This is a genomic window from Streptomyces triticagri (assembly GCF_003429565.1).
In the GTDB taxonomy this organism is placed as follows: domain Bacteria; phylum Actinomycetota; class Actinomycetes; order Streptomycetales; family Streptomycetaceae; genus Streptomyces; species Streptomyces triticagri.
Genome location: NZ_QUAK01000201.1, coordinates 1 through 13,425, shown reverse-complemented (window position 1 = coordinate 13,425; position 13,425 = coordinate 1). Strand labels below are relative to the sequence as shown.

General features: G+C 72.8%; 7 protein-coding genes and 1 pseudogene. 2 read left to right on the top strand and 6 right to left on the bottom strand.

The features are described 5' to 3' along the window. Positions 1 to 83 precede the first annotated feature (83 nt). Both DY218_RS27755 and DY218_RS27750 read left to right on the top strand, forming a co-directional pair. On the top strand, positions 84 to 416 hold the full coding sequence (locus DY218_RS27755; protein WP_407703694.1) for a chorismate mutase: 333 nt from the start codon (positions 84 to 86) through the stop codon (positions 414 to 416). 515 nt (positions 417 to 931) lie between these two features. Further along, positions 932 to 1,945, top strand: a complete 1,014-nt coding sequence (locus DY218_RS27750) for a hypothetical protein (protein WP_199566875.1) — start codon at positions 932 to 934, stop codon at positions 1,943 to 1,945. A gap of 80 nt (positions 1,946 to 2,025) precedes the next feature. Here the strand turns inward: DY218_RS27750 and DY218_RS27745 are convergent, their stop codons facing one another. The 6 genes and pseudogenes from DY218_RS27745 to DY218_RS27720 all read right to left on the bottom strand — a co-directional run. Further along, positions 2,026 to 3,951: a GMC oxidoreductase gene (locus DY218_RS27745; protein WP_128558892.1), complete on the bottom strand. Its 1,926-nt coding sequence runs from the start codon at positions 3,949 to 3,951 to the stop codon at positions 2,026 to 2,028. An 85-nt stretch (positions 3,952 to 4,036) separates the two neighbouring features. Beyond that, positions 4,037 to 5,662 carry a succinic semialdehyde dehydrogenase gene (locus DY218_RS27740; RefSeq protein ID WP_128558891.1) on the bottom strand — a complete coding sequence of 542 codons (1,626 nt, stop codon included), beginning with the start codon at positions 5,660 to 5,662 and terminating at the stop codon, positions 4,037 to 4,039. A gap of 168 nt (positions 5,663 to 5,830) precedes the next feature. After that, positions 5,831 to 7,336, bottom strand: a complete 1,506-nt coding sequence (locus tag DY218_RS27735; protein ID WP_233521929.1) for a serine/threonine-protein kinase — start codon at positions 7,334 to 7,336, stop codon at positions 5,831 to 5,833. A 102-nt stretch (positions 7,337 to 7,438) separates the two neighbouring features. Beyond that, on the bottom strand, positions 7,439 to 9,367 hold the full coding sequence (locus DY218_RS27730) for a serine/threonine-protein kinase (protein WP_233521928.1): 1,929 nt from the start codon (positions 9,365 to 9,367) through the stop codon (positions 7,439 to 7,441). Between the two features lie 168 nt (positions 9,368 to 9,535). Beyond that, entirely contained in the window at positions 9,536 to 11,236 is a 1,701-nt protein-coding gene (locus tag DY218_RS27725) for a serine/threonine-protein kinase (RefSeq protein ID WP_128558889.1), read from the bottom strand. Positions 11,237 to 11,297: 61 nt separating this feature from the next. Beyond that, a pseudogene (locus DY218_RS27720) lies at positions 11,298 to 13,425 on the bottom strand (protein kinase); the annotation flags it as partial.

Sequence of the window (13,425 nt, the reverse complement as noted above, 5' to 3'; positions counted from 1 at the left end):
GGGCCGACAAGGCCCGGGGCGCCTGTCGTGTCACCCGGGTCGGGTCGTCGCTCCGGGGCACCCCTTCACCAAGGAGCCCCGCCATGACCGTCACCACCACCGCGAAGACCATGCCCTCGACCTCTCCCTCGACCGCTGACGCACCGGACACCACCGGTGCCCGTACACCGGACGCCGCCGACCTGATCACCGGCGCCCGCGAACGCATCGACGCGCTCGACGACCGGATCATCGGCCTCATCCAGGAACGCATGGCCGTCTCGTCGGTGATCCAGGAGGCCAGGATCACCTCGGGCGGCCGGCGGGTGAACCTGTCCCGCGAGATGGAGATTCTCGGCCACTACAGCGATGCGCTCGGCAAGCCCGGCACCTCGCTCGCCATGACGCTCCTCGAGCTGTGCCGCGGCCGGGTCTGAGTCCGCGGCGCACGCTGTGGATCTCCGGTACGGCACCTCCCGGGCCGGCCGCGACGGTGCCCGGACCTGAGTTCGGGTGCGCTCTCACCCGTACGGCGCGTGACCGCCTCGCGGCGGGCTTCGTTGGTCCCGATGTCCGTGCCAGCCAGGGGCGGGCCCGCAAGATCCACGCGTGGCTCCGCTGGAGCGATGAGAGGTGCGGCTCGCGCCGCACGTCGTGGGACCTCGCTCCAGAATGTGACCGGACGGCAGGGGACAGCAGCCCGGTCACCACACAACGGCCGGTTCCGGGGACGCCCGGGACCGGCCGTTTCGGCTGTCCGGCCGACGCCCGCACCCCACCTCGCCGCACGGTGTGATTCAAGCCACATGAAGAAAAGGCGAGTTCGCGTACAACCCTTCACCGGTGTCGCGGGTCATGCAGGCGAATCTACGGCCATACCCGCGGCCCGCCGCGGAGGCCGCCACCCGTGCCGGGCGGTTGCGCAGGGCACGCCGGACACACCGAGGTCTTCATGAACCTTCGTCGTGCGATCGCCGTCGCGGCCGCATCGACCGTGCTGGCCCCTGCGGCGCTGCTGGCCGCGCCGAGTGCGTACGCGACGGAGAGCCCGGCCGCGGAGCCGACGCCGTCCGCCTCCGGCAGCAGCCCCGGAGCGACCGCGTCCCCGACGCCGGGCGAGACGGCCGGCAGCACGCCGACGGCCGGCCCGGAGCCCGAGCCCGACGGGTCGGCGACGGCCACCGAGACCGCGACGGCGACCCCCGAACCGGAGCCCACCGCAAGCGAGTCGGAGTCCGGCCGGCCGAGCGAGGAGCCCACCGGCCCCGAGGAGTGCACGGACTCCACGGTCGACATGGACATCGAGGGCCTGCCCGGCAGGATCGCGGCGGGCAGCGGCTGGCACCGGTTCAGCCTGACGGCCACCAACACCTCGGACACGGCCCTCGGGGAGATCTTCTTCCTCGCGGGCGCGTCGGCGGACGAGGCCGGCGAGGACGTCTTCAAGAACAAGCAGGTCGAGGTCCAGGCGTACGACCCGGACGGCAAGACCTGGGAGACCGTCGGCACGGACGGCTACGCGGTCGGATTCGTGGGCTGGACCGACGAGTTGAAGCCCGGCCGCACGATCGACATCCCGATGCGCCTCAATGTGAAGGCGGGCGCTCCGGCCGGCACCGGTTTCTCGCTCGGCGGCAGCGTGTATCTGGACGATACGGGCGAGTGCGCCGGGTTCGGTGATGTCGCGTACAGGTTCCGGATCGTCGCGCCCGGTACGGAGACCGGGGGCAGCAAGCCGCAGGAAGGCGGCAAGGTCCCGGTGACCGACCGGAAGCCCACCGACCGGAAGCCGGCCTCCCACCGGCCGAGCGGCACCGAAGTCACCGCCGTGACCGGCGATCTGGCCTCTACCGGCACGAGTTCGATGCTGCCGACCGTCGCCCTGATCGGCGGCATCGCCGTCGTCGCGGGCGCCGGTGTGGTCTACGCCGTCCGCCGCCGCGGCTCCGGCGACCGGGGCGCCTGAACGGCGGTCCGGAACGGCGAAGGGACCTGCGCTCGGAGGGGGGCGCAGGTCCCTTCGCACGTACACACTCCGAGCGTTGGTCAACTCGCGGGCGCAGCCGTCTCGTTCGCGCCCGGCTCCGGCAGCTCCGCGTCCCGCTTCGACAGCCCCGCGTCCCGCTTCGGCGGCACCGCACCCCGCTTCGGCGGCACCGCAGGCATGCCGAGGAACGGCAGCTTCAGCGCGCCGAAGGCGTCGGCGGGTACGGCCGGGGCGTCGGGCTCCACCGGGTCCACCCGTACGTAGGCCGCGCCCGGCTCCGGACGCGGGTCCTGCGCGCCCTTGTTGGGCCACAGCGACATTGCGCGCTCCGCCTGTGCGGTGATCGTCAGGGACGGGTTCACGCCGAGGTTCGCCGTCACGGCCGCGCCGTCCACGACCGAGATACCGGGGTGCCCGTACAGCCGGTGGTACGGGTCGATCACGCCGGTCGCCGCGGAGTCTCCGATCGGGCAGCCGCCGAGGAAGTGGGCGGTGAGCGGGGTGCCCATCAGCTCACCGACGTTGCTGCCCGGGAAGCCGTTGATCTCCTCGGCGATCAGCGAGGCCGCGCGGGTGGCCGCCTCGATCTGGTTCGGGTTCGGTGCGCCGTGGCCCTGCCGAGCCGTGAGCAGTCCCTTGCCGAGGCCCTTGGCCTTGCGGTACGTCGTCAGGGAGTTGTCCAGGGACTGCATGACCAGGCCGATGATGGTGCGCTCGGACCAGCGGCGGTTGGACAGCGAGCGCATCGTCATCAGCGGATGCCGCGCGCAGTTGGCCAGCCAGGCGGCCACCCGGTGGGTGCTGAAGGGGACTTGGAGTACGGTCATGCCGCCCATCGCGTTCGAGCCCTTGCCGTAGCGCACCGGCTCGATGTGGGTGTCCGCGTCCGGGTGCACCGACGAGGTGATGGCGACGCCCTTGGTGAAGTCGGCCTTGGGCGTCCCGTGCCGCTTGCGGTAGCGGCGGTCGGTGGTCTGGGCGCCCACCAGGGCCTCGGAGTTGGTGCGGGTGAGGTCGCCGAGCCGGTCGGAGAGCCGGGGCAGCAGGCCCGCGTCCTTCATCCGGTGCAGCAGCGTCTGCGTCCCGTACGTGCCGGCGGCGAGCACGACCCGGCGGGCGCGGAACGTACGCCCCTGCCCCTTGCGCTTCCTGTAGGTGGGCAGCGTGCCGACCGCATAGCCGCCGCGCGCGTCGTCGGTGATCGAGACGACCGAGGTCAGCGGGTGGACGACGGCGCCCGCCCGCTCGGCCAGATACAGGTAGTTCTCGTTCAGGGTGTTCTTGGCGCCGTGCCGGCAGCCGGTCATGCACTCGCCGCATTCGGTGCAGGCGCGCCGGGAGGGACCCGCACCGCCGAAGTACGGGTCGGGAACTTCCGCGCCGCGCTTGGCCGTTGAGTCACCGGTGGCGTCCTGGCCGTCACCGAAGAAGACGCCGACCGGCGCCATGTGGAAGCTGTCGCCCACTCCCATGGCCTGTGCGGCCGCCTTGAGATGGACGTCGGACGGCGTCATGGTCGGGTTGAGGCGGACCCCGAGCATGCGCTTGGCCTGCTCGTAGTACGGGCCCAGCTCGTCCTGCCAGTCCGTGATGTCCTTCCACTGCGGGTCGTTGAAGAAGGGCGCGGGCGGCACGTAGAGGGTGTTGGCGTAGTTGAGCGAGCCGCCGCCGACGCCCGCGCCTGCCAGGACCATGACATTGCCGAGCAGGTGGATGCGCTGGATGCCGAAGAGGCCGAGGGCGGGCGCCCACAGATAGTTCTTCAGGTCCCAGGAGTTGCGGGGCAGGTTCTCCCGGGTGAAGCGGCGGCCGGCCTCCAGCACACCGACCCGGTAGCCCTTTTCGCTCAGCCGGAGCGCCGAGACGGACCCGCCGAATCCGGACCCGACGACGAGCACGTCGTAGTCGTAGCCGTCGTCGGCCGATGCGGGAGCGCCGTCGCGCCCGGTCTCGTCCCGGTTCTGGGCAGACTCGTCCTGTGACACCGATACCTCCGAGAAAACGTGCAGGTCAGCGTGGGGGCTTGGCAGGGCGGCGGGCCGGCCGGCGCCGCCGTTGATCACCGCAGGATCAGCGCAGCCGGAAGGCCTTCATCGCCCGCAGGCTCCGGCTCATGAAGGCCGCGTACTTGGCGTCGTCCATGCCGAACGACGGCGCCATCGGCATCAGCCGCTGCTGCGCCACGGTCTGCGCCTCGGTGTACTTGAGGATGCCCTCGCTGCCGTGCCGCCGGCCGAGACCGGAGTCCTTCATGCCGCCCATCGGCGACTGGACGCTGCCGTAGGCGGGGGCGTACCCCTCGTTGACATTGACCGTGCCGGTGCGCAGCCGGGCGGCGACCTCGCGGCCGCGTCGGCCGTCCTTGGTCCACACCGAGGAATTCAGGCCGTACGGCGTCGCGTTGGCGAGCTCGACCGCCTCGTCCTCGTCGCTGAAGCGGTAGACGGCGACGACCGGGCCGAAGGTCTCCTCCTGGCACACGGCCATCGGCGCCTCCACGCCGTCCAGGATGGTCGGCTCGTAGAAGTACGGTCCGATGTCCGGCCGCGCGACGCCGCCCGCGACGAGCTTCGCGCCCTTGGCCACGGCCTCCTCGACGTGCCGCGTGACCGTCTCCAGCTGCCGCTCGCCGACGAGCGAGCCCATGTCCGCGCCGTACGCGAGCGAGGTGCCGAGCCGCATGGCCTTCGTACGGGCCGCGAACCGGCTGACGAACGCGTCCGCGATCGACTCGTGGACGTACAGCCGCTCGATCGAGATGCACAGCTGGCCGGCCGAGGAGAAGCAGGCGCGCACCGCGCCGGCGGCGGCCTTCTCCACATCGGCGTCCTCGAGGACGAGCATCGCGTTCTTGCCGCCGAGCTCGAGTGACACTCCGACGAGCCGGGCGGCGGCGCCCTGCGCGACCTCGCGGCCGGTACGGGTCGAGCCGGTGAAGGAGACGTAGTCGGCGTGCCGGACGATCTCCGGCCCGACCACCGGCCCGTCACCGAGCACCACCTGGAAGGCCTCGGCCGGAAGTCCCGCTTCGATCAGCAGGTCGCGGGCCCACAGGGCGGTCAGGCAGGTCTCCGTGTCGGGCTTCATCACGACCGCGTTGCCGGCCACGAAGGCGGGCAGGGCGTCGCCGACGGAAAGCTCGAGCGGGTAGTTCCAGGGGGCGATCTGGCCGACCACTCCGCGCGGTTGGCGCAGTTCGGTGACCTTGGTGAGGGTCGGCACCGCGCCGGTGTGCCGCTTGGCCCGCAGATACGCGGATGCCTTGCGGCCGTAGTGCCGGGCGGCGACGGCGACCGCCTGGACCTCCTCGTGCGCGTGCAGGCGGGCCTTGCCCGTCTCCAGCTGGATGAGGTCGAGGACCTCGGCCTGGCGCTCCAGGACCAGGTCGTGGAAGCGGAGCAGTACCGCGGCGCGCCCTCGCACGGGCACCGCGGCCCACAGCCGCTGCGCCTCGCGGGCGCGCTCGAAGGCGGTCGTCACGTCCTCGGGCGTCGACTCGGGCAGATCGGCCAGCTTGCCGCCGGTCAGCGGCGAGTGGTTGGCGGTACGGCCGGAGCCGACGACATCGCGGGTGAGCTGGGCGACCAGCTCGGGCGTGACCACGTCGTCGGCCGTACGGACACCCGCGGGTGCCGGGGCGATGGGGTTCGTGCCGGTGGTGGTGCCCGCGGTGGAGGGGGCCTGCGAGTCCGTCATGCCGGTGAGGTTACGGGCCCCTCGCAGGTTTGGGTACCCGGCGGTAACGAGCTTTCACCGCCTGCACACATCATGCCAGCGATCGCTGGCAGCAAAGGGCCTGATCAGGGGCTTGTCATGGCGAGGAGGGACACCTCGAGAAGTTCTGCCCGAAGTAGGGCCGCGGCCTCACCCGACGTTCAGGCGGTACTTCACTTCGGTGAACAGGGACCCGCCGCGCTGCCGGCCCTCCTTCGTGTCGGGCATCGCGACGACCACCTTGTAGTGGTCCCCGCCCTCGGTGACGACGTAGAGATATCTGCGGCTGACCGCGTCGCTCGAATCGCTGTAGGGGTGGTCGGCGGAGACCTCCACCGCGCCGTCCTGCTGAGCGGCACCGTCGATCTCCACATCGGACATCTGCGTCTCGAGGCCCGGGCGCTTGCGCTCCATCTCGGCCGCCTCGTCGGCCGCCCAGACACCGGCGGTGGACCCGTGCCGGTACCGGGTCACGGTCAGCCACACGTCCTTGACGTCCGGGTCGCGGTAGACGGCCCGGGTCCCCTTGCGCTCGATGTCCGTGTACGACTCGGGTACGGAGACGTGCGCCGCGAGGTCCAGCTCGCGGTAGGTGGTCCAGCCCTTGCTGCGGGCGACCACCACGGCGCCGCCGCCGTCTCCGTCACCGCCCTCGCCGTCCGGGCCGAACAGAAACCAGCCGCCGGTGCCGAGTGCGCCGACGGCGAGGACCACGCCGGCGAGCGCGGCCCGGCTGCGGGGCAGTCCGAGCGCGCGGCTCGTCCCGACGGGGAACTTCCGGGTGGGCGTGGGGCGTTGACGCAGCGGCTCGGTGACGCCGTCCGGGGTGGGTGGCGACGGGGGTGGTGCCGGCTTCGTGGTGCGCGGGCGGGTGCCCGTGCGCGGCCGTGTGCCGGTGGCGGTGCCGCCCGTCCGGCGCAGGTCCCGCAGGGTCCGTATCACCTCGTCGGCCGGGGGCCGCTCCCCCGGATCCTTGGCCAACAGCCGCGCCACCAGCGGCGCGAGCTCCCCGACCCCGTCCAGCTCCGGAGGGTCGTACGTCAGGATCGCGGTGAGCGTGGACTCCACCGACGGCCGGCGGAACGGCGACACCCCGGACACGGAGGCGTAGAGCAGCACCCCGAGCGACCAGAGGTCGGACTCGGGCCCGGAGGTGCGGCCGGACATCCGCTCGGGCGCGATGTACTCGAGCGAGCCGACGAACTCACCGCTCATGGTGAGGTTCTCCTCGCCCCGCACCTGGGCGATGCCGAAGTCGGTGAGGACGACCCGGTCGTGCGCGCCGAGCAGCACGTTCGCCGGTTTCACGTCGCGGTGCACGATCCCCTTGGTGTGCGCCGCGTCCAGGGCTCCGACGACCGCGAGGCCGATCCGGGCCGCCTCGCGCACGGAGAGCGGACCGCGGTCGAGGACGTCCTGCAGGGACTCGCCGCGGACCAACTCCATGACGATCCACGGCAGTCCGTCCTCGGTCACCACGTCGTGGATGGCCACCGCGGACGGGTGGTCCACGCGCGCGGCGGCCCGCGCCTCGCGCCGCAGCCGCTCGTACACCCGCTGGTACGCGGGGTCCTGCGGGTCGCCGCGGAGCTGGGGCTCCTTGACCGCGCACTCTCGGCCGACCAGTTCGTCGACCGCGCGCCAGACCGTCCCCATCCCCCCGGAACCGATGCGTCCGGTCAACCGGTAGCGGCCGCCTATGCGTCTGTCCCCGGGCGGCGTGCGCCCGGCCTCTTCACCCGACGGGCTCATGTCCGGTCAGGGGTTCTTGATCTTCAGGTTCTCGAAGGCCGTCTTGGCGACCTCGCGTCCGCGCTCGGTGAAGTCGCCCTTGCCCGGGTACGAGGCCGAGTAGCGGTACAGGTCACCGTCCTTGGTCAGGAAGTACATGATCTTGACTTCCTTGGGCAGCGGGTTCTCGGTGTCCGCCCCGTCGTCCGCGTAGGTGATCGTGTTGATGGCGGCCCTCTTGTCCTGGTGGGTCGCCTTGTCGTCCGTCTTGACCTTGGGTGCGGGCTTCTCGGCCATGTTCCAGGCCGTCGTGGAACCGTTCTCGATCTCATCGGCCTCCGCGTACGCCTGGGAGGCCGCCGAGCCCTTGATCTTGTCCGTGACGTCGTCCTCGTCCTCGACCATCAGATCGAGGCGGAGTTCGAGCACGCCGCTCCGGTCCGTGTAACGGACGTAGACGCCGTCCGTCTCGGGGTCCTTGGGCACCCAGCGCTGGTAGTCCTTGGGGTACGCGGTGGTGACCCGCAGATCCTTCTCTTCCTTCTCTTTCCAGTCGTCGGGCAGCGGCCCCGCGAACGGGTTCACCACGACCAGGACCGTCGCCACCACGGCGGCGACCACCACGGCCCCCACCCCGATCCACCCCTTGCGGCTCAGCGAGATCCCCTTGCCGCCGGGTGCCGCGACCCGCACCACCTGGGTCTCCTTCGGCGGCGCGGCGGCGTCCTTCAGGAGCTGGCGGACCCGCGCGGCGGACGGGCGGCGGCTCGGCTCCTTCTGGAGCAGACCGTTGATCACCTCGGCCAGCGGGCCCTTCGCCGAAGCAGGCGCCGCCGGCGTCGCGTTGAGCACGGACTGCAGGGTCGCCGGGGTGTTGTTGCGGCGGAACGGCGAGACGCCCTCGGTCGCGGCGTACAGGACGACGCCCAGCGACCAGAGGTCGGAGGCCGGCCCCGGACGCTGGCCGAGGACCCGCTCGGGCGCGATGAACTCGGGCGATCCGACGAAGCCGCCAGTGTCCGTCAGATTCGTCTCGCCCTCGATCTGGGCGATGCCGAAGTCGGTGAGGACCACGCGGTCGTGGGTGCCGAGCATGACGTTGTCGGGCTTCACGTCGCGGTGCAGGATGCCCGCCTGGTGCGCGGCGTCGAGGGCGTCGAGCACCTCGAGTCCGATCCGGGCCGCCTCACGGGCGCCGAGCGTGCCCTCCTGCAGAGCCGCCCCGAGCGAACGGCCCTTGACGAACTCCATGACGATCCACGGCTGTCCGTCCTCGACCGCCACGTCGTGCACGTTGACCACGGCCGGGTGGTCGAGCCGGGCGGCGGCGCGTGCCTCGCGGCGCATCCGCTCGAAGGCGTTGGACCGCTCCCGCTCCGGCAGATGGTCCGGTACGCGCGGCTCCTTGACCGCGACCTCGCGGTCCACCGTCTCGTCCTTGGCCCGCCACACGGTGCCCATGCCGCCGTGGCCGAGCTTGGAGAGCAGCCGGTACCGCCCCGCGATCAGCCGTCCCGCGCCCGGGTCCGGCGGCTCGTGCGCGGAGACCTGGGTGGGGACGGCGGGCGACTGCGGGCCGCCCGGCGGCTGCGGGGCCGGCGGAGGCGTGCCCGGCTGCTGCGGCCCGCCCGGCGTCGGGTAGGCCTGCGTCGGGTCGTACGCGTACGGGTTCTGACCCGGCGTGCCCGGCTGCCTGGGGCCGCTGCCCCCGTCACTGCCACCGCCCGGGTACCCGTACCCCTGACCGCCCTGGCCCTGGTTCGGGACCTGCGGGTCCTGGCCGGGGACCTGGCCCTGGTTGGCGTGCCGCGGGTCCTGGCCCTGCCCGGACTGCGCCTGTGCCGGGGTGTACGGGCCTGCCCCGGGCACCCCGCCCTGACCGTGCGGGTGCGGCGGGCGCAGGCCGAAGCTGGTCGGGTCGTCCGGACCGTAGGGAGTTCCCCCGTCGTTGCTCATACGTCCATCCCTATCGCGTGCGGTGTCGCGAATTCCACCTCGCGTAGGCGTCGGTCACCGAGCCGTGACGAGGGGCGCCTCGTTTCTTGTGTTTGTGCACCATTTGCCGAGCGGGCGGCGGGAGTCCGTGGAGATTCCCCTCCCGTGACGACTCCGGTCCGCCGGGCCCTACTGCCCGTTCCGTACCCGGAAGGTGTCGAGCGCCGTGTCGAAGTGACGTTTGGCCTGGTCCTTCCTCGCGACCGGTGCGGACACCCACACGTCGTACATCCTGCCGCCCTCCTCCCAGCTCAGATCGAAGGTGTGCCGCTCGCCCTCCGCCTTGGTGAAGCCGTCCCAGGTGAACTCCCAGAGCGCCGCGGTCCGGCCGTTGTGCGTCGTCTCGGTGACCCGGCCGTCCCGGTAACCGGGGTTGTTGTCCGGGCCGTCGGCGGCCTGGCGGCGCATCGCGGCCACCGGCCCGCCCTTCTCCGGCTTCGCCGACTTGATCCCGATCCGGATCGTTCCGTCCGGCGACAGATAGAACACCCGCGGCGTCTGGCGCTCGCGCACAAAGCCGCGCGGCACGGCGAGCGAGTACCCCTCGGCGTCCTTCGCGATGCGATAGCCGTCCGGGGCCTTCGGGCCTCCGCCTTCCCCCGGTTCCGTGACGCTCACCGTCGGCCCCGGGCTCGTACCGCCGCTCGGCCCCGCGGGTGGATCCGAGTCCTGGGTCGAATCGGTCGACTCCGGTGCCGAACTGACGGGCGGCAGATCGTCGCGTCCGTCGCCGCGGTCCAGGAGGAGCGCGGCGAGGCCCGCTCCGGCGCCGGCGACCGCGACGACCAGCGCACCGGCCACCAGGGCCGAGGTGCGCGACCGCCGGCCGCCCGGACCGGTCGGCTTGTCGGGCCCGATCGGCACGGGCGCCCCGGACGCCACAGACGCGGGCGTCGCATCCGCCGGGAATCCCGGCACCGCGGTGGGCATCGCGGCCCGCTCCGTGACGCGCACATCCGCATGCGTCGGCGTGTACCCGGCAGGCACCTGCGGCATCGTCCCCGTGGAGACGTAGGTACGCAGCAGCCGCTCCGCCTCGACCGCGTCGATACGGCGCTCCGGCGACCGCTCGAGGAGACCGCGCACCGCGGGGAGCAACGGACCCACCGCGGCCGGCGGACGGATCTCGTCCATCACCACCGCATGCAGCACACCGCCGAGCGAATCCCGGTGGAACGGCGACTCGCCCGTCACCGCCGCGCACAGCAGCACCCCGAGCGACCAGAGGTCGGACTCCGGCCCGGTCTGCCCGCCCGCCATCCGCTCCGGCGCCGTGTACTCCGGCGAGCCGACGAAGGAGCCGTACTCCGTGAGCGTCGTGGCGCCCGCGACCTGGGCGATGCCGAAGTCGGTGAGGACGGCGCGATCGGTGCCCGCCTCGAGCAGCACATTGCCCGGCTTGATGTCGCGGTGCAGGACACCGCGCGCATGCGCCGCACGCAGGGCGCCGAGCAGCGCCAGGCACAGCCGCGCCGCCTCCGGCGCGGACACCGGTCCCTGGGTGGCGAGCCTGTCCGCGAGCGAACCGCCGTCGACCACTTCCATGACGATGTACGGCTGCTCGTCCTCGACCACGACGTCGTGCACCACGATCACGTGCGGATGCCGGACCCCCGCGACGATGCGCGCCTCACGCAGCATCCGCTCCCGCAACTGGCGGCCCTCGTCCGCGGAAAGCGTCTCGTCCAGACGCAGTTCCTTGACCGCCACCTCACGGCCGAGGACCTCGTCGGAGGCCCGCCAGACGACTCCCATGCCGCCCCTGCCGAGCCGCGCAAGCAGCCGGTAGCGGCCCGCGATCACCCGGCTGCTTCCCCCTTCACTCGCCATGCCCTCATCATGCCGCACGGGAACGATCTGCTCCGTCCCGGTGCGGGAGCGGCCTCCCGGCCTACTTGCCGGGCTGGTACGTGGCCGACGCCTGCTCGTAGAAACGCGAGATCTCGTCCCGCTCGGACTCGGGGCCCTTGACCATCACCACGTGGTAGCGGCCGTCCACGACCATCGCCAGATTCCGCACATAGACCTCGTCGCCGTCCGCGTCCTGCCAGGTGAACTGGCCCTCGGCCATCTTCCGGTCGCCGACGTCTATTCGGCGCATGCCCGTCGAGGTGGACCAGGAGGAGTCCCGGAACGGCTGCAACTCCCGCTCCTTCTCCCGCTGATACTCCATCGGATCGCTGCCATGGCTGTCGGTGCTGTCCCGGCCGGGCACAAGCAGCAGCTCGAATCCACCCTTGCTGTAGGTGACTTGGCCCCGGCCGTTCTTGCCCTGGCGGTCCCAGCCCTTCGCCACCGCCACCTGGAATCCCGCCGGGTCCTTCTGCAGGCTGAACCCCTTCGGCAGGTCGGGGCTCGTCGTCCCCGGATCCGGCGCCTGCGAACCCGGCTTCCCCTTGCCCGTCTCCCCCGGCTGCTCCGACTTCTCCGGCTCCTCGGGGTCGGAGGAGGCGGGCGGTGGTTCGTTCTCCGACGGGGTCTCCGCCGGGGCCGACTCACTGGATCCGGCGCCCTGGGCGTCGTCACCGCTGCGCGAATCGGCCTTGGGCATGAACAGCACGGCGTACGCGACGGCGCCCGCGAGCCCGAGCAGGACGAGCGCGAGCAGCATCCGCCCGAGTCTGCGCGGACCACCGCGGCGCGGCTCGCGCGGCGGCTTCGGCGCATGCTCGGGCAGGTCGTCCCGCCGCACCGGCACCTCCCGCCGGGCGCGCGGCTCCTTCGGCGGCTTGCCCCTCTTGTGCCGCCCGTGGCGTCCGCCCTCGCCCTTGCGCCTGCGCACCAGCTCGCCGCGGCGGCGTACGACCGGCAGCTTGCCGGCCTCGTGCGGGAGCACCGGCACCACGTCCTCGCCGGCCTCCGGCTCCGGCGCGGAGCGGATCAGCGAGCGCAGCCAGCCCCGCAGCTCCTCGAAGTCCGGCCGCTCCGTGGGGTCCTGGCGCAGCAGCGACTCCACCACCGGCCGCAGCGGCCCGCACTCCTCGGCGAAGGCGGGCGGCTCCGCGCACACCAGCTGCACCAGTTCATAGGTGCTGTCCTCGGGATACGGCGCATGCCCCTGCACCGCCCGGAAGAGCAGGGCGCCGAGCGCCCAGAGGTCGGTGGCCGGGCCGACGGGCGGCGCCAACTGCCAGTTCTCGTGCACCGGTCCGGCCTGCTCCGGCGACCAGCGCTCGGTCACCGCGCCGACCACCGTCATCCGGGCCTGCCGCGCCCGCTCCGCGTCCAGCGGAGTCGCGGGTCCCTTACGCCGCGGCCCACCACCCGCCACCAGGTCGTCCCACCGGGCTCCGGTCGGCGCGGGCCGCGCGGCCTCGGCCTCGGGTACGGCGGGCTGTCCGGCGCCGGCCGCCGGTGCGGGCGCGCCCTCCGAGGCCGCTCCCCCGTCCTCCCGGGCGGCCGGCACCTGCCCGAACTCACCGCCGGATTCCCAGAATCGGTGTGCCTCGCGCGGACCGGAGAGCTCGCCCGCGCCCGGGTCGTCACCGTGCGCGGCCTCATCCTGCCGGCCGGGCGCAGGCTCCAGGGCGCCCGTGCCGCCACGCTCGGAGAGATGCCGCGGGCGAAGGGACGGCTCCGGGGCCCGCGCACCGGAGCCGGACGGCCGCCCGCCCACTCCGTACGGATCGACTATCCGGCCGGGCGGTCCGACCTCGCCGGCCCTTGCCTCACCCGGGCTTTCCGCTCCCGACCCCGCCTCGCCCGGGCCGAGTAATCCCGTCCGCCCCGCCTCACCCGGCCCCTCGACTCCGTTACGGCCGTCGCCCGCGTGGTCGGCTCCTCGTCCGCCGTGAGGGAGTCCTGCCTCCTCGTAAGGCGGTCCGGCTTCCTCGTAAGGGAGTCCGGCTTCCTCGCCGTACGGAAGTCCGGCATCCTGCCCGTACGGGACCCCGCGATCGGGGCCGTACGGAACAGGGCGGCCCGCACCCTCCGCGCCCCTCGGCCCCGGCAACGCCGGCCGCTCACCGGCCGCCGGCTCCTCGCGCACACGCGCCGCCGCGGCCGCCCGGGCGCCCGCG